The organism is Escherichia sp. WS1118, from assembly GCF_046487695.1.
Taxonomy (GTDB): domain Bacteria; phylum Pseudomonadota; class Gammaproteobacteria; order Enterobacterales; family Enterobacteriaceae; genus Escherichia; species Escherichia coli.
On record NZ_JBJQIZ010000002.1, the window covers coordinates 335,294 to 360,933 of the forward strand.

23 protein-coding genes and 3 pseudogenes are annotated in these 25,640 nt (G+C 44.6%); 20 read left to right on the forward strand and 6 right to left on the reverse strand.

The window, feature by feature from the left end; all coding sequences use genetic code 11:
* Nucleotides 1–553 precede the first annotated feature (553 nt).
* The 10 genes and pseudogenes from ACJHYO_RS05005 (at nt 554) to ACJHYO_RS05050 (ending at nt 9,100) form a co-directional block, all read left to right on the forward strand.
* Nucleotides 554–1,507 (forward strand): hypothetical protein, encoded by a 954-nt coding sequence (locus ACJHYO_RS05005; protein ID WP_094259023.1) that lies wholly within the window; start codon nt 554–556, stop codon nt 1,505–1,507.
* Nucleotides 1,508–1,742: 235 nt separating this feature from the next.
* Nucleotides 1,743–2,561, forward strand: coding sequence for a DUF932 domain-containing protein (locus ACJHYO_RS05010; RefSeq protein ID WP_094259024.1), 819 nt, complete (start codon nt 1,743–1,745; stop codon nt 2,559–2,561).
* A gap of 29 nt (nt 2,562–2,590) precedes the next feature.
* Nucleotides 2,591–3,064, forward strand: coding sequence for a RadC family protein (gene radC, locus ACJHYO_RS05015; protein WP_001552321.1), 474 nt, complete (start codon nt 2,591–2,593; stop codon nt 3,062–3,064).
* The gene (locus ACJHYO_RS05020; protein ID WP_096939090.1) at nt 3,064–3,399 is read left to right on the forward strand and encodes a type IV toxin-antitoxin system YeeU family antitoxin; all 336 of its coding nucleotides are present in this window, start codon (nt 3,064–3,066) and stop codon (nt 3,397–3,399) included. Before radC ends, ACJHYO_RS05020 begins: the two co-directional genes overlap by 1 nt.
* A gap of 30 nt (nt 3,400–3,429) precedes the next feature.
* Nucleotides 3,430–3,765, forward strand: coding sequence for a TA system toxin CbtA family protein (locus tag ACJHYO_RS05025; protein ID WP_094259026.1), 336 nt, complete (start codon nt 3,430–3,432; stop codon nt 3,763–3,765).
* 130 nt (nt 3,766–3,895) lie between these two features.
* The gene (locus tag ACJHYO_RS05030; RefSeq protein WP_094259027.1) at nt 3,896–4,729 is read left to right on the forward strand and encodes a DUF4942 domain-containing protein; all 834 of its coding nucleotides are present in this window, start codon (nt 3,896–3,898) and stop codon (nt 4,727–4,729) included.
* Nucleotides 4,730–4,805: 76 nt separating this feature from the next.
* On the forward strand, nt 4,806–5,054 hold the full coding sequence (locus ACJHYO_RS05035; RefSeq protein WP_024187601.1) for a CopG family ribbon-helix-helix protein: 249 nt from the start codon (nt 4,806–4,808) through the stop codon (nt 5,052–5,054).
* 3 nt (nt 5,055–5,057) lie between these two features.
* On the forward strand, nt 5,058–5,333 hold the full coding sequence (locus ACJHYO_RS05040) for a type II toxin-antitoxin system RelE/ParE family toxin (RefSeq protein WP_001683517.1): 276 nt from the start codon (nt 5,058–5,060) through the stop codon (nt 5,331–5,333).
* Between the two features lie 113 nt (nt 5,334–5,446).
* Complete coding sequence (locus ACJHYO_RS05045; RefSeq protein WP_001552326.1) at nt 5,447–6,244, forward strand: helix-turn-helix transcriptional regulator; 798 nt, start codon at nt 5,447–5,449, stop codon at nt 6,242–6,244.
* A gap of 820 nt (nt 6,245–7,064) precedes the next feature.
* A pseudogene (locus ACJHYO_RS05050) lies at nt 7,065–9,100 on the forward strand (hypothetical protein).
* A gap of 398 nt (nt 9,101–9,498) precedes the next feature.
* Here ACJHYO_RS05050 and ACJHYO_RS05055 read toward each other — a convergent pair.
* Both ACJHYO_RS05055 and ACJHYO_RS05060 read right to left on the reverse strand, forming a co-directional pair.
* Nucleotides 9,499–9,678 (reverse strand): annotated as a pseudogene (locus ACJHYO_RS05055) (peptidase); the annotation flags it as partial.
* 44 nt (nt 9,679–9,722) lie between these two features.
* A complete protein-coding gene (locus ACJHYO_RS05060) occupies nt 9,723–10,595 on the reverse strand; it encodes a phosphorothioated DNA-binding restriction endonuclease (protein ID WP_087602996.1) in 873 nt (290 codons plus the stop codon).
* A 99-nt stretch (nt 10,596–10,694) separates the two neighbouring features.
* Here ACJHYO_RS05060 and ACJHYO_RS05065 point away from each other — a divergent pair.
* Nucleotides 10,695–10,799: pseudogene (locus tag ACJHYO_RS05065) on the forward strand (HNH endonuclease); the annotation flags it as partial.
* Nucleotides 10,800–10,806: 7 nt separating this feature from the next.
* Here the strand turns inward: ACJHYO_RS05065 and ACJHYO_RS05070 are convergent.
* The 3 genes from ACJHYO_RS05070 to nanC all read right to left on the reverse strand — a co-directional run bounded on the left by ACJHYO_RS05070 (nt 10,807) and on the right by nanC (nt 13,694).
* The gene (locus tag ACJHYO_RS05070; protein ID WP_001532876.1) at nt 10,807–11,787 is read right to left on the reverse strand and encodes a sialate O-acetylesterase; all 981 of its coding nucleotides are present in this window, start codon (nt 11,785–11,787) and stop codon (nt 10,807–10,809) included.
* A 64-nt stretch (nt 11,788–11,851) separates the two neighbouring features.
* Complete coding sequence (gene nanM / locus ACJHYO_RS05075) at nt 11,852–12,958, reverse strand: N-acetylneuraminate epimerase (RefSeq protein ID WP_001532880.1); 1,107 nt, start codon at nt 12,956–12,958, stop codon at nt 11,852–11,854.
* Nucleotides 12,959–12,977: 19 nt separating this feature from the next.
* Nucleotides 12,978–13,694: an N-acetylneuraminic acid outer membrane channel NanC gene (nanC, locus tag ACJHYO_RS05080; protein ID WP_001531273.1), complete on the reverse strand. Its 717-nt coding sequence runs from the start codon at nt 13,692–13,694 to the stop codon at nt 12,978–12,980.
* Nucleotides 13,695–15,157: 1,463 nt separating this feature from the next.
* On the opposite strand from nanC, the gene fimB reads away from it, so the two are divergent.
* The 9 genes from fimB to fimH all read left to right on the forward strand — a co-directional run bounded on the left by fimB (nt 15,158) and on the right by fimH (nt 23,909).
* The gene (gene fimB, locus ACJHYO_RS05085) at nt 15,158–15,760 is read left to right on the forward strand and encodes a type 1 fimbria switch DNA invertase FimB (RefSeq protein WP_000790574.1); all 603 of its coding nucleotides are present in this window, start codon (nt 15,158–15,160) and stop codon (nt 15,758–15,760) included.
* Between the two features lie 477 nt (nt 15,761–16,237).
* On the forward strand, nt 16,238–16,834 hold the full coding sequence (gene fimE, locus ACJHYO_RS05090) for a type 1 fimbria switch DNA invertase FimE (RefSeq protein ID WP_000044711.1): 597 nt from the start codon (nt 16,238–16,240) through the stop codon (nt 16,832–16,834).
* Nucleotides 16,835–17,314: 480 nt separating this feature from the next.
* On the forward strand, nt 17,315–17,863 hold the full coding sequence (gene fimA / locus ACJHYO_RS05095; RefSeq protein ID WP_000695546.1) for a type 1 fimbrial major subunit FimA: 549 nt from the start codon (nt 17,315–17,317) through the stop codon (nt 17,861–17,863).
* Nucleotides 17,864–17,927: 64 nt separating this feature from the next.
* Nucleotides 17,928–18,467, forward strand: a complete 540-nt coding sequence (locus ACJHYO_RS05100) for a fimbrial protein (RefSeq protein ID WP_000824098.1) — start codon at nt 17,928–17,930, stop codon at nt 18,465–18,467.
* Between the two features lie 36 nt (nt 18,468–18,503).
* Nucleotides 18,504–19,229: a type 1 fimbria chaperone FimC gene (fimC, locus tag ACJHYO_RS05105; protein ID WP_000066559.1), complete on the forward strand. Its 726-nt coding sequence runs from the start codon at nt 18,504–18,506 to the stop codon at nt 19,227–19,229.
* A 65-nt stretch (nt 19,230–19,294) separates the two neighbouring features.
* Nucleotides 19,295–21,931 carry a fimbrial usher FimD gene (gene fimD, locus ACJHYO_RS05110; protein WP_000120951.1) on the forward strand — a complete coding sequence of 879 codons (2,637 nt, stop codon included), beginning with the start codon at nt 19,295–19,297 and terminating at the stop codon, nt 21,929–21,931.
* Nucleotides 21,932–21,940: 9 nt separating this feature from the next.
* Entirely contained in the window at nt 21,941–22,471 is a 531-nt protein-coding gene (gene fimF, locus ACJHYO_RS05115; protein ID WP_001244830.1) for a type 1 fimbria minor subunit FimF, read from the forward strand.
* Between the two features lie 72 nt (nt 22,472–22,543).
* On the forward strand, nt 22,544–22,987 hold the full coding sequence (locus ACJHYO_RS05120) for a fimbrial protein (RefSeq protein WP_306306309.1): 444 nt from the start codon (nt 22,544–22,546) through the stop codon (nt 22,985–22,987).
* A 19-nt stretch (nt 22,988–23,006) separates the two neighbouring features.
* Nucleotides 23,007–23,909, forward strand: a complete 903-nt coding sequence (fimH, locus tag ACJHYO_RS05125; protein ID WP_000832236.1) for a type 1 fimbria D-mannose specific adhesin FimH — start codon at nt 23,007–23,009, stop codon at nt 23,907–23,909.
* Nucleotides 23,910–24,151: 242 nt separating this feature from the next.
* Here fimH and gntP read toward each other — a convergent pair whose 3' ends face one another.
* On the reverse strand, nt 24,152–25,495 hold the full coding sequence (gene gntP / locus ACJHYO_RS05130) for a gluconate permease GntP (RefSeq protein WP_000558243.1): 1,344 nt from the start codon (nt 25,493–25,495) through the stop codon (nt 24,152–24,154).
* Nucleotides 25,496–25,640 lie beyond the last annotated feature (145 nt).

The window sequence follows — 25,640 nt, forward strand, 5'->3', positions numbered from 1 at the left end:
TGTAGTAACTTTTCACTGAGCTATGCCGATCTGGATTACTTTTCCCTGTCTCTGGTGTCATCCCTCTATATGCTGAATCTAATGAATGAGTGATAAACATAATATTAATACCGGCAATGTTGATTCATAAAGAAAGGGTGATAAAAAGAGTAGAAGCCCGGTATTTACTGGTGTTCGTAGTTAATTATCTGTTCTTGAAGACAAAGAGTTTTACTCTTAAGTTATAATTAATACATTGACATAATCTATGATTTGCGGTCATGAATGACATCTTCCAGATGTCAACTCGTTATCCTGGGAGGTTTCACCCGTAAAGCCACCAGGGCTATACGTGGAAAAATTTAAGACTATCCAGCCGTTTTCTACAGGCGGGATCTGTGAGTATGGTGATAAATAAAAAACTACGTTAATGGTACTTTATTACTATGGAATAACACGATATTACTACGTATTTTCCACTTTTATTGATTTATTGCTACGGTTTTACTTCGAAAACACGTCATAATTACGCTATTGATTTTTGCTGATTTAACAAGGATGACGAGGTAGAACAATGGCCGTTAATGTGCGCTCATCAATAGCAGTGAAGGACATCCGAACCAGCAGGTTCCTCTTCTGGTACATCAGGAAAAACATTCAGGGAGCAAATCAATTTGCGTTTGACGGGAACAATCCAGATACATCCCTTTCGGAGAGAATTATTAATACAGCCCTCGAGGCCGGGTATCCCGATCCTATTCAGCGGAGTAATTTTATTCGCTCACTGGAGCTGGCGATTAATACGACGCTTCTGCCGGAGAAATATTTTAGTTGGTTAAAAGAAAATGAAAGAGCGACGTTCTGGCTATGGGGCGTGATGTGTCTTGATTACCGCTGTATGGAGTCAATTAACGAAAAGCTGGGCACAAATTTAAACACTAACTGGTATCAGAAATCCGGAATAACAGATTCTCCTGCAAGTCATAGCGAAAGATACTCAATCATCGTTGCATTACTGGACTATATTAATATTGAGACTAATCAGGCACCGTTGATGAGACAGTGGCTATATGAGAGGCTTGTATTCTGGAGGGCAAATGAACATCAGAGAATAAAATTACGCTGGCTTAATGAGGATAATGACGAAGTCTGTATATGGGCTTATAATTACATTAATAAATTCCAGAAAGAGCACGGTAGTAATACAGGAAGCCAGTTGGACCCCGTTCAGATCCCGGAACCACTGAATAGTATAGAAACCTATCACGCCATTTATGCCATGCTGGATTTATGGTCAGCGGATGATGACCTCCAGCAGAAAGCGGTAAAGAAAATAAATAAAGCGTTTTACCAAAAAAACTTCAGACGTAAACTTTCTGAAAAACGGGAACGGGAGTCTATCAGTGATACGCATAAAGAACGTCTGGATTTTCTGGTTAAATTTTACAAGTCAGATAAAATATCTGTTATTGAAAGGCTAATAGACGAAAGGGTTCAGGGAATAGAAACAAGATTATCCCGTGGTTGAGGTGTCATTTCAAACTTAAATTCTCCCGGTGATAATCACCGGGAGAATTCAGATATGTATTATTTCAGCACTATATCACGCTCATATATGTACTGCCGGAATGTAATTTAATATCTGCTCGCACCTATTATTTTATCCCACCTATACTACCGTCCGTTTTAATCACGCATTAAATTAGCCGCAATTTTTCAGAAGATGCGGCCTGTTTTTTATATTCTTTATTAAGGAATTTACTATGAAATTAGCCAGCCGCTTTGGTCGCGTAAATCAAATCCGTCGCGATCGCCCATTAACGCATGACGAATTGATGCAGTATGTCCCCAGCGTATTCGGGGAAAATAAGCACGAATCACGCAGCGAACGCTATACCTATATTCCCACCATTACTCTGCTCGATAACCTCCAGCGTGAAGGATTTCATCCTTTCTTTGCCTGCCAGACCCGCGTTCGTGATGTGGGTAAACGTGAGCATACAAAACACATGCTGCGTCTGCGCCGGGAAAACCAGATCACTCGCAACCAGGTGCCGGAAATTATTCTGCTCAATAGCCATGACGGTTCCAGTTCTTATCAGATGCTGCCAGGGCTGTTCCGTTCTGTTTGTTGTAACGGGCTGGTCTGTGGCGAGTCGTTTGGTGAAGTACGGGTACCGCATAAAGGCAATGTGGTGGAGAAAGTGATTGAAGGCGCTTATGAAGTCCTCAGTGTTTTTGACCAGGTTGAAGAGAAACGCGATGCCATGCAGTCGCTGATGCTGCCTCCCCCTGCGCAACAGGCGCTGGCAAAGGCGGCGCTGACGTACCGCTTTGGCGAAGAGTACCAGCCAGTGACGGAATCCCAGTTGCTGGCTCCGCGCCGCTGGCAGGATGAATCCGGCGATCTGTGGACGACCTACCAGCGAATTCAGGAGAATCTGATCAAAGGCGGTTTAAACGGGCGCACGGCAAAAGGTGGTCGCACGCACACCCGCGCCATTAAAGGCATCGACGGTGATATCAAACTCAACCGCGCCCTGTGGGTGATGGCTGAAAACATGTTGCAGCTGGCCTCATAAACAACGCTATTAATAGTAAAGGAAATACGATGTCTGAACTGATGCTAACACCGGTGTTTTCGGTGAGTGAACAACGTGTTATCCGCCGTGCGATGCGTCTGCTGGAGAAATATCAACGCAATCCTGGCGAATCTTTTCTTTCCTCTGACGCCACAAAAACCTGGCTGCAACTGCATCTGGCACGACAGGAGCGGGAAATGTTTGTTGTGCTCTACCTCGATAACCAGAACCGACTGCTGGAACACGAAACGCTATTTCTCGGCACGATTAACAGCACGGAAGTACATCCCCGTGAGATTGTGAAATCTGCGCTACGGCACAATGCCGCAGCAGTGATCCTTGCGCATAACCATCCCTCCGGCGTGACGGAACCCAGTCGGGCCGACAGACTTATTACAACGAATATTGTTAAGACACTGGATTTGGTGAAAGTGAGGGTGCTGGATCATTTCATTATTGGGGCGGGGGATGTCCTCTCTTTTGCCGAACGGGGCTGGCTGTAATGCTGCAAAAGGACAAGGTCATGCAACAAGAATGGGGGCTTCCCTGTACCGTTACACCACGCTTCACTGCTCGACTGGTGCAGGAAAGACATAACCTGCATTACCTGGCTGATCGGGCCGCAATCACCGGGAAATTCAGCTCCCCGGATCTGCTGCATATCGACCAGGCTTTTCCGGGGCTGATGAAACAACTGGAGCTGAAACTGGCTGACGGTGAACTCTCCCCCTGCCAACAACGTACCGTCACGCTATACGCCAAAGGAATAACCTGCGAAGCCGATACGCTGGGTTCCTGTGGTTACGTCTATATCGCTATTTATCCCACTCAACGCTGAGTTTTAACCTCCTTAATACGGAACATCGTTATGAAAATTATACCTGCAACGACGCTGCGGGCGACGACGTCATATCTGTCGCCCGTCGTGGTCTGGCAAATATTACTGGCCCGCCTGCTGGAGCAGCACTACGGGCTGTATCTTAATGACACACCATTCAACAATGAAAAGGTGATTCAGGAACACATAGACGCTGGGATCACTCTGGTCGATGCCGTCAATTTTCTGGTGGAGAAGTACGAATTGATCCGTATCGACAGGAAAGGATTTAGCTGGCAGGAACAGACGCCTTATCTTCGTGCGGTCGATATTTTACGGGCGCGGCAGGCTACAGGTCTGCTGCGCCGCCGCCATAACACGCCATAACACCACGGCACGGTGAATTTGCGAGTCTCCTTCCCGATTTACATCGCCAAAATTACTTCCCTCATAACTCCCTGCATAATGCGCCTGCTGTTCATGGCTGGCGCATTTGCTTTTATACGGACAAAAGATTATGCAAACAGAAGCTGAAGTCTTAACCGATCATAACGAGCTAATTTGCTCGACCAGCATTGAACGTATCGTGACGGGTCGTGATAGTGCACTGAACCAGATAGCGACGTTAATCCAAAAACTTCATGATATCTCCAGCCTGACATCCAGTATTGGCGGTGATGTGGCTGGAACCTGGGCAATGCGAAATGGATATGCCTTTGACTGCTGGCTAATGCAGTCAACAGACAAAGCGATGCCGGTGATCACCCGAAATATCGACCGCAGTATCTGGCGCGATCTCATGCTGAAGTCCGGGATGTTGACCCTGATGGATGCCGAAGCCCGCAGTCAGTGGGCAAAGAACCTGGAGGAGGGCGATCTCCCGGCTATTAGCGAAGCCAACATCCTGAGTACCTTTGAACAACTCCACCACAATAAACGGGATGTTTTCGAACGTGGGATTATCAATGTATTTAAAGGGTTAAGCTGGGACTACAAAACCAATAATCCCTGTTATTTCGGTAAGAGGATTATCGTTAACAATCTGGTGAAGCATGACAGATGGGGCTACAGCCTGAACTGGGGCTGGCGGCGAGATCAGCTTGCCGATCTGGAGCGTATGCTCTATTTGCTGGATGGCAAACCTATCCCCGATAACCGGCATGATATCTCCATCCGGTTTATGGATTTTGTGCGCGATAATCCGCATCAGCAGATTTTCGAAGATGAGTTGTTCACTATTCGCTACTTTCAGAAGGGCAGTGGGCATATCACATTCAAGCGACTGGATCTGGTGGATAAGATGAATGATATCGTGGCGAAGCACTTTCCCAGGATGTTGCCTGCGAAATGAGATGTGATGTTTTTATAGGCACCTCTATGCTAATATTAATAGGAGTTATTAAATGTTATTAAACGAGGTAATCCCTATGGGTTCGCTTACTAAACAAACCATCAGCGCACAGATACCTATTGAATTGGCCGCTGCTGTTGAGAATCTGGCAATTGAGTTAGATCGTTCTAAAAGCTGGATTATTAAGGAAGCGTTGACCAGTATGCTGGCCGAAAGAGAACGGCGTCACCAGAGCATCCAGGCCGGTCTTGCGGATGTGGATGCCGGTCGTGTGATGAGCCACTCGGACATGGTGGATTTTGCTAATCGCTTAAAGAAATCCTGATAAATGGAAATTTACTGGACGCTTAAAGCTCAGGATGACCTTGAGCGTATCTACCGTTTCGCCCTTCAGTATAGCCGCCAGCACGCCGATGACGTTTTGGATCGCCTGATTACTGGTTGTGCTGGTCTTACAGCACATCCGGCAATTGGTGTACAGCAGACTCGGTATGAACCTCGGGAAGTCCGAAAAGTGTTATTTGATGATTATGAGGTCCACTACGAACTTCGTGACAATGACATTTATATCGTGGATCTCTGGCATACCAGAGAAGAACGATGAAGAGATTTTCTTTTCGTTCAAGGGTGTTAATTAGTGAGTATAAACACGGTTATGTGTTTATACTCAATTTTGTGTTTTAATGGCACTTTCCACTCCTTCTGAAGGAGGATGCCATGTTACAGAACAACATCAAACAGCTCCGTACCCAGCTATCTATCACTCAGCGCGAGTTGGCGTTTATGGTCGGCACCAGCCAGCAGCAAATTCAGCGTATCGAAACCGGGAAAGTTGCCGCAAAGCTGGGTCTCGCACAGGCAATATGTAATGCTCTGGATAAGCCTCTAAACGTAGTGTTCCCGGAAAGCGATCGGTTGATAAACGACTTCCGCAAAAAGCGTCGTAAAACTGATGAAGATCTTGAGGCTATAGCCACAAGCGGCATTGAAATGGATAGCGGTCTCTGGACCGTAAAACTATGGCTACAGGGGCAGCGGGACTATTTGCTGTTGCCCATTTCAGCAGCGGATAAGCGGAGGTTTTATTATTATTTTCAGGAAAAAAACACCCCAAACATAGAACGCTTCTTCGTTTTTGATTCTTCCGAGTATCGTTATGCGTTAAATATGCGTGAAGTGGTATTTCATCAGTTCCTTTCTGATGGTCTGCGGCCAATCGTTGACGAAGAGGATGATGCCTACGAAGACGATTATTTTAATGTCCATATCACGCTGGTAAACGGCGGACCAGTGATTCCACTGAGTGTTGAGCCAGATGCGCCGCAAAACGAAGAGACGGATGATATCGGCCAGTTGAATGCTTTTTTTGACGCGCTGGATTGCGAGCCTGAAACCACGGATCGTTTTATGATAACCGACGAAGATGGAGAAGATGCTTTCATTCGTATTGGTTCTATCGCTATGGTGCGAGTCGCGCTTGACGCGTTAGAACCTGTGGAAGATGATGAAGAGTAATTTTTGAGCTAGCTAAGATCTCAGAGAATTGCGTTGAGTATACATGTGAGTATATGCGTCGGTTCTCTTATTTTTAAATTTCAATTATTTCAGTTGATTACGTCGAAAATCGCGGTGCGGCCTTCGCACCACACCGTATGCAAATCGAGTCGCTCAAGAGCGGCTTTTTTTGTGTCTGAAATCACCCATATCCGTGCAGTATATAGGCCTGCCAGAAAAGCAGTTCAGTATTCTTCATTTTGTAGTCGATGGTCCCAAGTTTGCTCTGGCTGGAAGCTGCATCGTCCACATTACGTGGGCAGGGTGGTTTCGCTATGCTACTTGAACGTTTTGACCATGTGGCTCAGGTAGCTAATATCAAAAGACGTCATTTTGTCTCCACGCCCACCTTGGTGAACATTCAATAAATAGTTTCGGTCGAGAGCAGTTATGTAGGGCTAGCAGACGAGATGCGCAGACATCTTGTTGAAGACAATTTTACTGACCACCTGAGAACGCTATTCTACCGAATAATATTTATTATCTTGGTGAATAATGATGATTACCTGTGTAACTATGGTTTTATGCTGATGGGACCGGCAGTACAATTTCTGTAGTGTACTCGCAATTTCAGGTCTCTGGCGTTTATTCTGGTGCAAAGGAGGTATGTGATGAAAACTTTGCTACCATGCCATTAAATGCGACCAATATCGGATTATCCATCAGTTGATTGTTGTAGATTTCATTGGTTATAAAAATACAAGGTGTAAAAGATGAAATTTATAATTATTAGTTAAGTGGCTAGTTTTATAGTAATTTAGACAATAGGATGTATGGAAAAATGGAAAAAGTTTATGATACCACTAGAATTAGTAATCTTGCTAACGACCCGAAACAGTTTTGTTCTTTTTTTTGTGAGTACATAAAAAGAGATGATATTAGTATAGATATCGCCTTGGATGTGCTGAGAATATCTTCCATCTATTATAATAGATTTTCAGTTCAGACTGAAGTTGAGTATAACAATACATTCAAAAAATGTATTAATGAGCTAGTAAACTCATTTCCTGATAACATTGAACTAATCTCTGAGTTCGAGAGTCAATGTAAAATTATGCATGATATAAATAATTCTTTCTTTGCGGCTACAAAATGTGCTGGTATTTGGCGTAAAAATACAAAAAAATCACATGCATTAATACTTAATCTCATCATGTTTTGTGAGATGTTTTTATCATCATTATCATCCTTGGTTGTGGTCAATGATCCTAAAAAAATGAAGAGGATTTTTCCATTATTTATCGTTTCTGAAAATATTAATATTCATGCTGAACCTGATATCGAATATTTTCGAGTTATCGATAGGGCATTTGATGAGGTAGCCAATTACACCGGAAGAATATTTTCTTATTTACGGACTCATGGGCCATTGAAACTAACTTCTTGTGTGAATAAACAAACCTTGCTTTCAATGGGAGGGTACCTTAATGAGTGGAATGTTTTTGACTCATTAAGCAGAGTAAGAGACTTTTTCAGACTAAGTAGTGCAGTATTTACAAAATTGGATAATAACATTTACTCTCTTGAGGTTGATAGTTTTTGTTTATACCGAGATTATGAGATTGCAAGAAATAGACTAATGATGAGAGCGTCACATCTATATAGCGAAGTTCATGAATTTAGTAACAAACATTTTCATCTAAATAGTTGGGTAAAGGATCATATGCCATCTTACTTAAATTCTGATGGCGTTTTTAGCTCATTTCATCTAAGCGAGTTGGAAAATATGTCTCCTGATGACCTTCATGAAGAATATGGGAATATATCATTATTTAATTGGGTGCACGCTTATCAATGTTTAGTCGAGTTATCTAAAGAAGAAATGAGCAAAAGATTTTCATCGACAAAACCTATACCCCTACAGTTGGATCGCTGGCTGATCATAAAAAGCCGTGAGAGTTGGTTATCATTCTTTCAACGTAAGGGGATTGCAGCAGATGCAGCAAAAAACTGATAGATTATTTTACCTTCAATTCAAAATCACATGATCTTAATGATTGCCCATTTATTCCCTGTATGGACGGTTTATGCTTAATGCCTGCATTAATAGCAAATCGCTCAGTGACTCGCTCTCTAATGTCATTATTTGGTTCCAAAAAAATTTCTCAAGCAAGTAAAGGGCGATTTCATGAGCAACAATTTATAAAACGAGTTCGTGATGCGGGGATTAAAGCTTCTCCAATTGATGCTCATGCTAATTATCAGTGTGATTGCGTGATTCTCCTGGATGATTGTTTGATTTTTACAGAACTAAAATCAAATGGTCAACCAATATATTATGGTAAGTACTATCAGCAAGTGTGTAACATCGTTGGAGATAGCTCATTAATACATGATCATAATAATAAATTTATGCGTTCTTATTTTCAACAAATAAATCGAATTTCTGAACATTATCTTAATCATCTTGATGTGATCATTAAAGAATTCGAACTACCATCAACATGGCAACCCAAAGGTGTGTATAAGCTTATTGTTACTACAACTATGCTCGGTGGGAAATATCATGTGGATGATACATATGTAGCGGATAAATATGCATTATCTAGTTTTTTTCAACGAATACCTGGAGTGATATATCAAACAAATGAAAATGGAAAAATGGCGAAAAATATCATTGATGGGTTTGAGTGTTGCGAAGGGGAAATCACTATCGATAAGTTTATAGATTATCTTTCCTCTTTGCCCAGTATTAATGCTGTACGTAAAAATATAAAAAAATTAACTTATAGTGTTCGATTTAATGAAAAATTAGTCCATCACCCTTATTATGATTCTTGGGCTTTTGGTCCATATATTCGTAAGGGAAATGATTAGAGCAATTTATTATATAGTCCATGTTATTCACTGATTATATTATTGATAATATAATCAGTGAATAACTCTAATTTTTTTAATGTTGGGGTTTGGCCTGAAGTTGAAATTGGTACTACGGAACGGTATGATCATATCGCATCAAAATATCAAGGTAGTGATGATTTTCTACGCGCCGATCCAGAAACGTGGATTTTATCATCACCATAAGCAATGGCAGCGACAACACCATCAATTTCTATATCAAAGGTGGTGAAATAAATTAGAAAATTGTTTATTTAATCCATTAGCGATAAGTTTTATTGTTATTTAGCCGAGATATATTCCATTGAAAAAAGTAAATTGGCACTGATATTATATCAAATGGGAATAATCCTTTTGTAAATAAGCTGAGGAATGTGTTAATTCACATCCAGCGCCTTATAAACCGCATCAACCGGTTCTGAGTAAAAACTTACCTGAAACTTGGTAAACAACTCTGCCGGAACTGTTGGAATATCCATAGCCGAGGATATCGGCAACAGAACTCGTTTTGCGTCGCTATCGAAGGCGAGTTGTAAACTAGCGGCAAGATCCTGCACTGATTATGTCAGCAATATTGAACATACTGCGATAGTTATCAACCTCACCCCCTAAAAACCTCTTTCCGATGCCACTCCACAAATCCCTCATAAGGGTAATTTTTACGTACCTGCGGCAAGGCAATAGTTTTCCCGTCAAAATCCCAGAATAATCTCTCAACGATCCCTCCGCCGTTTACCGCATCCGAGACCAGTACCCGCATATTTTCATCCAGGCCAATCGATCCTTTATCAAAGGCTTTATGGTGAATTGCGCAAAGCGCCAGGCCATTGGGAATTTCACAAGGACCTCCTTGCTGTTTCCATTTTATATGCGCCGCTTCCAGCGCGACGGTGGTGTCGTCGTGGCGCATATTAAAGCCACATATCGCGCACTGGTAGTTATAAGCGCGTAATACATTTTTGCGAAATAACGGGTCGCGCTGTTTACGGATTTGCTGGAGGTCAAAACCCAATTCGTCAGCAATTTCCTCCTGAATACTCTCGGTAAAATGCGCTTCGAGTATCTGTTGCGCCAGGGTATTGATGAGTTTTTTATTGCCGGTTACCAGGGCGTAGTGCTGTTCATCGAAACCGCCTGCAACGTGGTATTCAGTCAGTTCCTTCACTGGTGGTTGTCGGCTGCTCCCTGCTGTTGAGCAAAGCCCGGCATTGTGTAATTGCCAGAATCCGTCGCCTTGTAATCGCCAGAACGGCATATCAGGTCGGTACTGCGAACGCTGTGGCCCAAAACGTTCCAGTAAACTGTGCAGAGGTTCGTAGATTTCCGAGCCATAATCGAAAAGGCGCGGATGTCCATTCAGGTATCCTGCTAATACGTATAGCAATAACAACGGCTTATGCGGTGCGCGCTGTTCACCTTGGTGCCAAATTTTTATGTTGGCAATTGCCTGCTGTAGCGATTTACTGGAAGCCATTGATATCCCTAGCAGTGAAATAATTGCGATCATGCTCGCAAATTTTCTGCTGTTCAAGCCTACAAGCGAAGATATATTACCTTGCTCTCATTTGTTTTTTTGCTGCCTGTGTGCCCTAATTGCCATGCGATGTAGCACCGACGCAAACCGCCGTTTACGCCGGAGGAGTTAAAAGCGCTGATGGATGCGAATAAATCAAATTAATGAACGCTCACCTTTCGCGCCAAAACTGCAAAATTGCTTCAACAAATCTGTCAGAAATAATCCCCCGACGGGCTGCCGCGCTGAAATGACTGCTTCGCAGTGACGTCGTCCAGTTCTCCGCTGACCGGTACGCTGAACCGAAATATCCCGTGCTTAAATCGTCCGGATCTTCATCAGGCGCGTTCGTCAGTCCTCTTTCACCTTGTTGCTGGAAGTCGACGAAAATAATATTGGCTAAAACATTATTTTGATAATTGCCATAAATAGCTTCATACGCATGAGGGAAATTTTCTTTCCAGTACCAGGTGGTATCGCCGCAAAACCACGGTGCGTCAGTAATATTATTAAGCTGAGAATGGTATTGTTTTAGATCCCTACGAAAGGCTTCAACCATATGATTAAAGTGTTGAGGATGTGACGCGTAGTCACTGGTCATTAAGTCAAATTCGCCTTGCATCCAGCATACGCCGAGGAATTTGTTATACGGATTTTTTGCCAGTGCGGCTCGCGTTCTGCTGACTAAATCCTGGTAGAGCGGGGTATCCGTTCCCCAACGACAAGCATCATGGCTGGCTCCGTGCCGTTCTGAATATGTCCCCTCGCTGCCCGCGGTAAAAGCCGATCCGCCACGGCAACACGGAACGATGAGAATCCCTGCATTATCAGGAATGAAGGGCAGTAATTTCCGTGCAATATGCAGTGCCTGGCCAACGGTGCCGTACTGTGTTTGATGATTCGTTGCCAGAGGATGGTGATAACCCTGCATATCCTGAACATCGTGTGGGCAGTGAGTCAGTGGAATAATGTCGTTAAAGTGACATGGCGGGCCTCCGGGATGCGTATGCGCAAATCTCGCTAATTGTTTGATTCTGGGATGAGGCGCATCTTCCCTGTCCGGTAATGGCAGTCCTTCGCCATACGCCATGGCATTAGACTGACCAGCAACGGTAAGAACATAGTAATAATTGGGCGATATTATTGCGTTCATATAATTTTCGCGTAATTGAAATGACAAATTGATAGCAGGGCCCCTTTACCGGGGCCCTGAAGCGTTAGTTTTGTACAGTGACTTTATTATCCTTCACAGAGATCAAAACTGAATCCGTCACCGCTTTGCCGCCTGCAGTTTCACCGCCAATAATCAATAGACTATTATTCCAGGGCAATGATACTCCGTAGGCCCGACCTTGCGATAATTCGCCCGATTTATCCCATTTCCCGTTATGCCAAAGATGAATATCAGCGCTATATGATTTTTTCAGGCCTTCATGCGCATAGTTCTTACCGTTCTGGTAATTTTCTCGTGAACCTTTGAATCCGGCCCCTCCGGCAAATATCAGTGAGTCATTGCTCATGCCTGCAAAGCCGCCAGCGACGCCATCTGGTGATGCGACGGGAGCTAGCTTATTCCATTTTAAATTATTACCGGTGAAGTCAAGTTCAAATACGGCATCCGTTCGCAATCCGGGTTTGGCTTCGCCATTAATAAGCCAGGTTTTATCACCTTTATTCACAACCGCCGCACCAGCCGTTCCGTACCAGGGAGATTCGCCAGCGTAACTCCATTGCTGTGTTGAGGGATCAAAAGACAACAGAAATTTATTGAAGAAATAATCTTCTGCTTTTTTGTCAAAATAGTGGGTGTTGATTTTATCTATAGCGGTTGAATCTTTTCCAGCCTGGTTGAGATCTTCAAAATAGCCATTGAAGATATTCTGGTTAACACCGCCAGTAACATAAGCCTTGCCGTTGTGTACAAAAGTCACATGGCCCGCCATGCCCATCGGGGCGTGCGACATCAATTTAACCCAGCTATTGGTTTTGGGGTTGTATTTGTGTACGTCATTAAATACCTGAGTCAAGCCCTCGCTGTTTTTGCCAATGCCGCCAAACACATAAAGATTGCCATCAATAAATGCCGAGGTTGCTTGATCTCTTGGTCCACCAGGGAATGCAGCTAACGCTGTCCATTTTTTATCTTTGGCCTGTGTATCCAGCTTGTACCATGCCGTACCTGCGCTACCTAAACCAATGTAGACAGTGTCGTTATCAATTGCTCCGGTACCACTTTTAAATGGCACAGGAGTTTCCGGTAATACAGACGCGTTTGCGGCAAATGAAGCCATCATGATCGCAAGCGCCGTTATTGTTTTATTCATTGTGACTGTCTCCTGTCTACTACAGTTTAAATGACACACCAATGCGATAACTGTTTTCCGATAAATTATCTCTGCCGTTGTAAACACCCTGACGGTCCAGGTAGTCATATTCTATGTATGGCGTAATATCGGGCGTCATATGGTATTGTAGAACAAATGCATTTTCCGTCGCCCATTTCTTATGGTTTGCATAGCGATAATCGTTCTGTTTGCTGTATAGCGTCGTTTGCCATGCGAAGGTGAAATCACTATTAATATGGTAAGTGACATATCCATCCCAACGATGAACGTTATCACGAGACATATCACCGGATAAGTCTTGTTGTCGGTAAGCTTTCCAGTCGTAACGATAGCGAATGCCAAAATTAAGATCTTTTGTCGCGTCCCAGGACAGTTTTACGTAGGGTCCGTAGCGTGTGCCGTTGCTGCTAAAATGCGTTAACATTCCCGGGCGCACCGTCCATTGATCATCAAGTTTAATCGCGTAATTAACTTCCACCTGAACATCATTGAGTGCGGCATTTTCCTTTTTATTATCATGAATGGTATTCCAGGTATTACTTTCCATACTTGCCCACCATCCATTTTGCCATCCCTCACTGACTTTGAGTCGAGTCTCATAGGCGTGGCTTCCACTACGATATCCACCACGTACGTCCAGTGTCGCAGCCTGAGAAATCAGTGGTGACGAAAAGCACAGTAATAATGCGCCAGAAAGTATTTTAGCCTTTTTCATATATTTCACTCATTTGTAGGATACAGAAAGCAATACAAAGCCCGCATAAACAATTAGCATTTATGTTGTGTAATATTTTTTGCCAGGCTTATAGTGTCTTTGGCAACGAGTAGCTGTATTTTATATTTTTTGTATAAGGTCTCCTGTGAAAATTCTCTTTCCACATTATTTAAATAAACAGAGAACCAGATTAAATACCTGAGTATAAAATCTCTTCTGATGTTTAATTGATTTGAATGTTCGTAAGCTATATCACTTACTCAATCCATTTTACCCAGAGTCATAAAATAGAGTGTCTGTTGATCTCATTTTCATATTCCTTTCAGACTGAAGTGCGTTTTCATCACCCGATGAGAAAGAACTGAAGTGATGTTTGCCATAGATTGCGAGATGCCCTGTCTCATTGACTATCGCGGTGCACCTTTATACCTGTTATACCAGATCAAAAATCACGCAATCCATACAACAAAACGAGATTTGCAATTCGTGTCACAAAATATGTCGATCTTTTTCTAAGAGGAAGATGCCATGTGAAGCCAGACGAACACTTGAGGTGGTCTTCAAAAACTAAATGATTTCTTTTAACCGTTTGTTTTATAAAAAATTTATTTAGGGTCTAAACAAGGGGAGCTTTGCAAGCTAACTCAGTGAGCGTGGTGAAAACAAGTGTTTACCCGCCATCAGGATGATCATAATTCTCATCATGAAATATGTTTCCTGGTTTTGGCTTGTAAGTGGTCACCCCTGAAGTCGATCTGGAAAGGCTTGTAGATGTTGGTGTTTTCAGGATGATGTTTCAGATAGGTTGTTTGCCGTATCGCCCGGCGAATAGCTGTGATTGAGGAAGGTTTAAGTCGCAGTGACCAAAGCCATATTTACCAACGAATGTAGATGAAAAAGCGTCTCCTGCGTTCCCCCATATCTCCAGGAAATACACAGTCTGAAAAAGGAATGTAACAATCTCATGGCGTAAGCTGACGAACCAGGCAGGAATAATCGCTAGGGACCTAAGCATTAGCATGATAATAGCCACTAAGAAATTACTGTGTTCCATGAAATAGCCATTTTGTGGCAAATGCAGTTGACTAATAATTTCATATGTGAGACGGCTAGTTGAACAAATATTAAATTTTGCTGAATTTTTTATGTTGATTTTACTTGTTACAGAACATATCACATGATATATAGATAAGATTAGTTGCATTAATGATGAGGGTTATTATTCGATTCGTATCAGATTGATAAATATATAAAGGTACATAGCATGCAAGAGCATGGCGTTTGTATGGCAAAGTTATTATAAGTAACTATCGCTACTCCATTTAAGTTCACTCAGAAGAACTGGTCCACTTACGTTAGTTATTAAGCAAACGTTCGCTTTTATAAACATAATCAGGATTAAAATGTTGGATTATTGCTAACCCAGCACAGCTAGTGCGCGTCTGTAATTATAAGGGAAAACGATGAAGAATAAGGCTGATAACAAAAAAAGGAACTTCCTGACCCATAGTGAAATCGAATCACTCCTTAAAGCAGCAAATACCGGGCCTCATGCTGCACGTAATTATTGTCTGACATTACTTTGTTTTATTCATGGTTTCCGGGCGAGTGAAATTTGCCGATTGAGGATTTCGGATATTGATCTTAAGGCAAAGTGTATATATATCCATCGATTAAAAAAAGGCTTTTCAACAACGCACCCGCTATTGAACAAAGAAATTCAGGCTTTAAAAAACTGGTTGAGTATCCGTACTTCTTATCCGCATGCTGAGAGCGAGTGGGTATTTTTATCACGTAAGGGGAATCCACTTTCTCGGCAACAGTTTTACCATATTATCTCGACTTCCGGTGGTAATGCCGGGTTGTCACTGGAGATTCATCCGCACATGTTACGCCATTCGTGTGGTTTTGCTTTGGCGAATATGGGAATAGATACGCGACTTATCCAGGATTATCTTGGACATCGCAATATTCGTCATACTGTCTGGTATACCGCCAGCAATGCAGGGCGTTTTTACGGCATCTGGGATAGAGCCAGAGGACGACAGCGTCACGCTGTTTTATAGAGATAGTTGAGATACCAGGGATGGTGTTAAAAACTACATTATTCTTACGATATATCAAAAATGATTAACCATTTATTAATTGATGTTATTGTAAGTATGATTCTTAATTATCATAATAAACATTAAGTTAACCATATCCATACAAAATACAATGGTTTATGTTCTTCAAAATAAATAAACAAAATCATTCATAAATTTACACATCACTTAAATTCGCCTGTTTCCATACTTTTTTCTTTATTTTTTAAGCAACTGGAAGTTAATCCACTGCAATCTATTGTTATATTGAATCAAATCAATGAAAATAGATGTTGTCACATCAGTGATATTTTATTTTTGTATGATATTTAATGTAATTGACTGATAGCCACATCACTTCGGGTGTGGTTATCTTTTTATCTATTGGGCTAATTTTGACCGATTGAGGTTTCCTATAGGTATTCATTCAAATATATCTCAGTCAGGAGTACTACTATTGTGAGTAAACGTCGTTATCTTACCGGTAAAGAAGTTCAGGCCATGATGCAGGCGGTGTGTTACGGGGCAACGGGAGCCAGAGATTATTGTCTTATTCTGTTGGCATATCGGCATGGGATGCGTATTAGTGAACTGCTTGATCTGCATTATCAGGATCTTGACCTTAATGAAGGTCGAATAAATATTCGCCGACTGAAGAACGGATTTTCTACCGTTCACCCGTTACGTTTTGATGAGCGTGAAGCCGTGGAACGCTGGACCCAGGAACGTGCTAACTGGAAAGGCGCTGACCGGACCGACGCTATATTTATTTCTCGCCGTGGGAGTCGGCTTTCTCGCCAGCAGGCCTATCGCATTATTCGCGATGCCGGTATTGAAGCTGGAACCGTAACGCAGACTCATCCTCATATGTTAAGGCATGCTTGTGGTTATGAACTGGCGGAGCGTGGTGCAGATACCCGTTTAATTCAGGATTATCTCGGGCATCGAAATATTCGCCATACTGTGCGTTATACCGCCAGTAATGCTGCTCGTTTTGCCGGATTATGGGAAAGAAATAATCTCATAAACGAAAAATTAAAAAGAGAAGAAGTTTGATTTAACTTATTGATAATAAAGTTAAAAAACAAATAAATACAAGACAATTGGGGCCAAACTGTCTATATCATAAATAAGTTACGTATTTTTTCTCAAGCATAAAAATATTAAAAAACGACAAAAATCATCTAACTGTTTGATATGTAAATTATTTCTCTTGTAAATTAATTTCACATCACCTCCGCTATATGTAAAGCTAACGTTTCTGTAGCTCGACGCAACTTCCTCATTCTTCTCTCCAAAAACCACCTCATGCAATATAAAAAACTGCAAATAAAGATAACTATAGAACATTAAGCCAACAAATAAACTGAAAAAGTTTGTGCGCGATGCTTTCCTCTATGAGTCAAAATGGCCCCAAATGTTTCATCTTTTGGGGGAAAACTGTGCAGTGTTGGCAGTCAAACTCGTTGACAAAACAAAGTGTACAGAACGACTGCCCATGTCGATTTAGAAATAGTTTTTTTAAAGGAAAGCAGCATGAAAATTAAAACTCTGGCAATCGTTGTTCTGTCGGCTCTGTCCCTCAGTTCCGCAGCGGCTCTGGCCGATACTACGACGGTAAATGGTGGGACCGTTCACTTTAAAGGGGAAGTTGTTAACGCCGCTTGCGCAGTTGATGCAGGCTCTGTTGATCAAACCGTTCAGTTAGGACAGGTTCGTACCGCTAGCCTGAAGCAGGCTGGAGCAACCAGCTCTGCTGTTGGTTTTAACATTCAGCTGAATGATTGCGATACAACTGTTGCCACAAAAGCCGCTGTTGCCTTTTTAGGTACGGCAATTGATGCTACGCGTACTGATGTACTGGCTCTGCAGAGTTCAGCTGCGGGTAGCGCAACAAATGTTGGTGTGCAGATTCTGGACAGAACAGGCAATGCTCTGACGCTGGACGGTGCGACATTTAGTGCACAAACAACCCTGAATAACGGTACCAACACCATTCCGTTCCAGGCGCGTTATTATGCAATCGGCGAGGCAACCCCGGGTGCAGCTAATGCGGATGCGACCTTCAAGGTTCAGTATCAATAACCTACCCAGGTTCAGGGACGTCATTACGGGCAGGGATGCCCACCCTTGTGCGATCAAAATAACGATGAAAAGGAAGAGATTATTTCTGTTAGCGTCGTTGCTGCCAATGTTTGCTCTGGCCGGAAATAAATGGAATACCACGCTGCCCGGCGGAAATATGCAATTTCAGGGCGTCATTATTGCGGAAGCTTGCCGGATTGAAGCCGGTGATAAACAAATGACGGTCAATATGGGGCAAATCAGCAGTAACCGGTTTCATGCGGTAGGGGAAGATAGCTCACCGGTGCCTTTTGTTATTCATTTACGGGAATGTAGCACGGTGGTGAGTGAACGTGTGGGTGTGGCGTTTCACGGTGTCGCGGATGGTAAAAATCCGGATGTGCTTTCCGTGGGAGAGGGGCCAGGGATAGCCACCAATATTGGCGTAGCGTTGTTTGATGATGAAGGAAACCTCGTACCGATTAACCGTCCTCCAGCAAACTGGAAACGGCTTTACTCAGGCTCTACGTCGCTACATTTCATCGCCAAATATCGTGCTACCGGGCGTCGGGTTACTGGCGGCATCGCCAATGCCCAGGCCTGGTTCTCTTTAACCTATCAGTAATTGTTCAGCAGATAATGTGATAACAGGAACAGGACAGTGAGTAATAAAAACGTCAATGTAAGGAAATCGCAGGAAATAACATTCTGCTTGCTGGCAGGTATCCTGATGTTCATGGCAATGATGGTTGCCGGACGCGCTGAAGCGGGAGTGGCCTTAGGTGCGACTCGCGTAATTTATCCGGCAGGGCAAAAACAAGTGCAACTTGCCGTGACAAATAATGATGAAAATAGCACCTATTTAATTCAATCATGGGTAGAAAATGCCGATGGTGTAAAGGATGGCCGTTTTATCGTGACGCCACCTCTGTTTGCGATGAAGGGAAAAAAAGAGAATACCTTGCGTATTCTTGATGCAACAAATAACCAATTGCCACAGGATCGGGAAAGTTTATTCTGGATGAATGTTAAAGCGATTCCGTCAATGGATAAATCAAAATTGACTGAGAATACGCTACAGCTCGCAATTATCAGCCGCATTAAACTGTACTATCGTCCGGCTAAATTAGCGTTGCCACCCGATCAGGCCGCAGAAAAATTAAGATTTCGTCGTAGCGCGAATTCTCTGACGCTGATCAACCCGACACCCTATTACCTGACGGTAACAGAGTTGAATGCCGGAACTCGGGTTCTTGAAAATGCATTGGTGCCTCCAATGGGCGAAAGCGCGGTTAAATTGCCTTCTGATGCAGGAAGCAATATTACTTACCGAACAATAAATGATTATGGCGCACTTACCCCCAAAATGACGGGCGTAATGGAATAACGCAGGGGGATTTTTTCGCCTGAATAAAAAGAATTGACTGCCGGGTGATTTAAACCGGAGGAATAATGTCATATCTGAATTTAAGACTTTACCAGCGAAACACACAATGCTTGCATATTCGTAAGCATCGTTTGGCTGGTTTTTTTGTCCGACTCTTTGTTGCCTGTGCTTTTGCCGCACAGGCACCTTTGTCATCTGCCGAACTCTATTTTAACCCGCGTTTTTTAGCGGATGATCCCCAGGCTGTGGCTGATTTATCGCGTTTTGAAAATGGGCAAGAATTACCGCCAGGGACGTATCGTGTTGATATCTATTTGAATAATGGTTATATGGCAACGCGTGATGTCACATTTAATACGGGCGACAGCGAACAAGGGATTGTTCCCTGCCTGACACGCGCGCAACTTGCCAGTATGGGGCTGAATACGGCTTCTGTCTCCGGTATGAATCTGCTGGCGGATGATGCCTGCGTGCCATTAACCTCAATGATCCATGACGCTACTGCGCAACTGGATGTGGGTCAGCAGCGACTCAACCTGACGATCCCTCAGGCATTTATGAGTAATCGCGCGCGTGGTTATATTCCTCCTGAGTTATGGGATCCCGGTATTAATGCCGGATTGCTCAATTATAATTTCAGCGGAAATAGTGTACAGAATCGGATTGGGGGTAACAGCCATTATGCATATTTAAACCTACAGAGTGGTTTAAATATTGGTGCGTGGCGTTTACGCGACAATACCAGCTGGAGCTATAACAGTAGCGACAGTTCATCAGGTAGCAAAAATAAATGGCAGCATATCAATACCTGGCTTGAGCGAGACATAATTCCGTTACGTTCCCGGCTGACGCTGGGTGATGGTTATACTCAGGGCGATATTTTCGATGGTATTAACTTTCGCGGCGCACAATTGGCCTCAGATGACAATATGTTACCCGATAGCCAAAGAGGATTTGCCCCGGTGATCCACGGTATTGCTCGTGGTACTGCACAGGTCACTATTAAACAAAATGGGTATGACATTTATAATAGTACGGTGCCACCGGGGCCTTTTACCATCAACGATATCTATGCCGCAGGTAATAGTGGTGACTTGCAGGTAACGATTAAAGAGGCTGACGGCAGTACGCAGATTTTTACCGTACCCTATTCGTCAGTCCCGCTTTTGCAGCGTGAAGGGCATACACGTTATTCCATTACGGCAGGAGAATACCGTAGTGGAAATGCGCAACAGGAAAAACCCCGCTTTTTCCAGAGTACATTACTCCACGGCCTTCCGGCTGGCTGGACAATATATGGTGGAACGCAACTGGCGGATCGTTATCGTGCGTTTAATTTCGGTATCGGGAAAAATATGGGGGCACTGGGCGCTCTGTCTGTGGATATGACGCAGGCTAATTCCACACTTCCCGATGACAGTCAGCATGACGGACAATCGGTGCGTTTTCTCTATAACAAATCGCTCAATGAGTCAGGCACGAATATTCAGTTAGTGGGTTACCGTTATTCGACCAGCGGATATTTTAATTTCGCTGATACAACATACAGTCGAATGAATGGCTACAACATCGAAACACAGGATGGTGTTATTCAGGTTAAGCCAAAATTCACCGACTATTACAATCTCGCTTATAACAAACGCGGGAAATTACAGCTCACCGTTACTCAGCAACTCGGGCGCACATCAACACTGTATTTGAGTGGTAGCCATCAAACTTATTGGGGAACGAGTAATGTCGATGAGCAATTCCAGGCTGGATTAAATACTGCGTTCGAAGATATTAACTGGACGCTCAGCTATAGCCTGACGAAAAACGCCTGGCAAAAAGGACGGGATCAGATGTTAGCGCTTAACGTCAATATTCCTTTCAGCCACTGGCTGCGTTCTGACAGTAAATCTCAGTGGCGACATGCCAGTGCCAGTTACAGCATGTCACACGATCTCAACGGTCGGATGACCAATCTGGCCGGTGTATACGGTACGTTGCTGGAAGACAACAACCTCAGCTATAGCGTGCAAACCGGTTATGCCGGGGGAGGCGATGGAAATAGCGGAAGTACAGGCTACGCCACGCTGAATTATCGCGGTGGTTACGGCAATGCCAATATCGGTTACAGCCATAGCGATGATATTAAGCAGCTCTATTACGGAGTCAGCGGTGGGGTACTGGCTCATGCCAATGGCGTAACGCTGGGGCAGCCGTTAAACGATACGGTGGTGCTTGTTAAAGCGCCTGGCGCAAAAGATGCAAAAGTCGAAAACCAGACAGGAGTGCGTACCGACTGGCGGGGTTATGCCGTGCTGCCTTATGCCACTGAATATCGGGAAAACAGAGTGGCGCTGGATACCAATACCCTGGCTGATAACGTCGATTTAGATAATGCGGTCGCTAACGTTGTTCCCACCCGTGGGGCGATCGTGCGAGCAGAGTTTAAAGCGCGCGTTGGGATAAAACTGCTCATGACGCTAACCCACAATAATAAGCCGCTGCCGTTTGGGGCGATGGTGACATCAGAGAGTAGCCAGAGTAGCGGCATTGTTGCGGATAATGGTCAGGTTTACCTCAGCGGAATGCCTTTAGCGGGAAAAGTGCAGGTGAAATGGGGAGAAGAGGAAAATGCTCACTGTGTCGCCAATTATCAACTGCCACCAGAGAGTCAGCAGCAGTTATTAACCCAGCTATCAGCTGAATGTCGTTAAGGGGGCGTGATGAGAAACAAACCTTTTTATCTTCTTTGCGCTTTTTTGTGGCTGGCGGTAAGTCACGCTTTGGCTGCGGATAGCACGATTACTATCCGCGGCTATGTCAGAGATAATGGCTGTAGTGTGGCCGCTGAATCAACCAATTTTACTGTTGATCTGATGGAAAACGCGGTGAAGCAATTTAACAACATTGGCGCGACGACTCCTGTCGTTCCATTTCGTATTTTGCTGTCACCCTGTGGTAACGCTGTTTCTGCCGTAAAGGTTGGGTTTACTGGCGTTGCAGATAGCCACAATGCCAACCTGCTTGCACTTGAAAATACGGTGTCAGCGGCTGCGGGACTGGGAATACAGCTTCTGAATGAGCAGCAAAATGAGATACCCCTTAATGCCCCATCGTCCGCGATTTCGTGGACGACCCTGACGCCGGGTAAACCAAATACGTTGAATTTTTACGCCCGGCTAATGGCGACACAGGTGCCTGTCACTGCGGGGCATATCAATGCCACGGCTACCTTCACTCTTGAATATCAGTAACTGGAGATGCTCATGAAATGGCGCAAACGTGGGTATGTATTGGCGGCAATGTTGGCGTTCGCAAGTGCGACGATACAGGCAGCCGATGTCACCATCACGGTGAACGGTAAGGTCGTCGCCAAACCGTGTACGGTTTCCACCACCAATGCCACGGTAGATCTCGGCGATCTTTATTCTTTCAGTCTCGTGTCTGCCGGGGCGGCATCGGCCTGGCATGATGTTGCGCTTGAGTTGACTAATTGTCCGGTGGGAACGTCGAGGGTCACTGCCAGCTTCAGCGGGGCAGCCGATAGTACCGGATATTATAAAAACCAGGGGACCGCGCAAAACATCCAGTTAGAGCTACAGGATGACAGTGGCAACACATTGAATACTGGCGCAACCAAAACAGTTCAGGTGGATGATTCCTCACAATCAGCGCACTTCCCGTTACAGGTCAGAGCATTGACGGTAAATGGCGGAGCCACTCAGGGAACCATTCAGGCAGTGATTAGCATCACCTATACCTACAGCTGAACCCGAAGAGATGATTGTAATGAAACGAGTTATTACCCTGTTTGCTGTACTGCTGATGGGCTGGTCGGTAAATGCCTGGTCATTCGCCTGTAAAACCGCCAATGGTACCGCTATCCCTATTGGCGGTGGCAGCGCCAATGTTTATGTAAACCTTGCGCCTGCCGTGAATGTGGGGCAAAACCTGGTCGTGGATCTTTCGACGCAAATCTTTTGCCATAACGATTACCCGGAAACCATTACAGACTATGTCACACTGCAACGAGGTTCGGCTTATGGCGGCGTGTTATCTAGTTTTTCCGGGACCGTAAAATATAATGGCAGTAGCTATCCTTTCCCTACTACCAGCGAAACGCCGCGGGTTGTTTATAATTCGAGAACGGATAAGCCGTGGCCGGTGGCGCTTTATTTGACGCCTGTGAGCAGTGCGGGGGGAGTGGCGATTAAAGCTGGCTCATTAATTGCCGTGCTTATTTTGCGACAGACCAACAACTATAACAGCGATGATTTCCAGTTTGTGTGGAATATTTACGCCAATAATGATGTGGTGGTGCCCACTGGCGGCTGTGATGTTTCTGCTCGTGATGTCACCGTTACTTTGCCGGACTACCCTGGTTCAGTGCCGATTCCTCTTACCGTTTATTGTGCGAAAAGCCAAAACCTGGGGTATTACCTCTCCGGCACAACCGCAGATGCGGGCAACTCGATTTTCACCAATACCGCGTCGTTTTCACCCGCGCAGGGCGTCGGCGTACAGTTGACGCGCAACGGTACGATTATTCCAGCGAATAACACGGTATCGTTAGGAGCAGTAGGGACTTCGGCGGTAAGTCTGGGATTAACGGCAAATTACGCACGTACCGGAGGGCAGGTGACTGCAGGGAATGTGCAATCGATTATTGGCGTGACTTTTGTTTATCAATAAAGAAATCACAGGACATTGCTAATGCTGGTACGCAATATTACCTGAAGCTAAAAACCTGCACGTTAGCCCTTTGTAGGCCAGATAAGACGCGTCAGCGTCGCATCTGGCATAAACAAAGCGCACTTTGCTGGTCTGTTCCCCTCACCCTAACCCTCTCCCCGGAGGGGCGAGGGGACTGGCCGGGCACATTTTTAGACTTTGTCATCAGTCAGAGCCTGCCAATGGCAGGATCTGGTGTTCTTTTACGCTACCATGCTAATAATCAGCACAATAATCAGCCCAACCACGGAGTTGACCAGCTCCAGCAGTCCCCAGGTTTTCAACGTGTCTTTTACCGACAGGTCAAAGTAACCTTTGAACAGCCAGAATGAGGCATCATTAATGTGGGTGAGGGTGTTGGAACCCGCAGCCGTCGCCAGTACCAGCAGCGCCGGATTCACGCCAACCAGCTGACCGGTTGCTGGATCAAGGATTGCAGCACTGATAATCCCGGCGGCGGTCATCGCTGAAACCACACCCTGTCCCGTCGCCAGACGAATCAGTACGGTGATCAGCCATGCCATGATGTAGGGCGAGATATTACCGTGGGACATCAACATGCCGATGGTGTCGCCGATGCCGGTGTCGATGATGGTCTGCTTCAGCACGCCACCCGCACCGATGATCAGAATCACCATTGCAATGCTCTTCACCGCGCTTTCAAAAGCGTTCATCACCCACTGCATGTCATGACCACGCGCGGTACCAAAGAGTACGAATGCAACCACCATCGCAATAAACATTGCAATCGGCGAGGAACCGATAAAGTTAACCACTTCCCAGGCAGGGGTATCTTTTACCAGCCAGATATTGGCGATGGTGGTGGAGATCATAATGATCGCCGGGATCAGCGGCACCAGAATCGAGACACCAAAAGAGGGCAGGTTGTTCATATCAACCGGTTGATCCGCTTTCAGAAATGACGGTGTCGGGCGCTCAAGGTTGCCGAGGAATTTCGGCAAGATCAGTCCCGCACAGATTACGCTGGGAATAGTCACCAGGACGCCATAGATATAAACCATCCCCATATCTGCGCCGTAAGCATTCACCAGCGCCACCGGACCCGGTTGCGGAGGGAACAGTGAATGTGCGGTGGTGGCCGCCGCTACTGCCGGAATAGCCAGTTTCAGGAACGGTATTTTGGCTTCGGCGGCAATTACGATCACCAGCGGCGCCAGCATAATAAAGGCCACTTCATAGAACATCGCCAGACCAAAAATAAGTCCGATGATAATCACTGATATCTGAACATAGCGCAGGCCGAGACGTGCCAGCAGGGTATGCGCTATCTGGTGAGCAGCGCCGGAGTCGACCATCAATTTACCGATGACCGCACCAAACACCACGATGATCGCCAGTTCCCCCAGCGTGTTGCCGAAACCTGCTTTCATGGTGTGCAGCAGCGACATCAAATCCATACCGGCCAGCATCCCGACGGACAGCGCCGCCACCAACAAAGCCACCATCGAATTGATTTTGAACTTCAAATTCAGTACCAGCATCAGGCCAATGCCGAATACCACCCAGAGAATGTTAAGCACATGCATAACGTTTTACCTTACCTGGTTGAACCGTTGTTATTTTGGGCGACATGTTATGTAAATTGGTCAACCATTGTTGCGATGAATGTCACATCCTCTGATCAATAACCATCGATTACCCTTTGCTGCAATTTGCAGCAACAACCAGGAG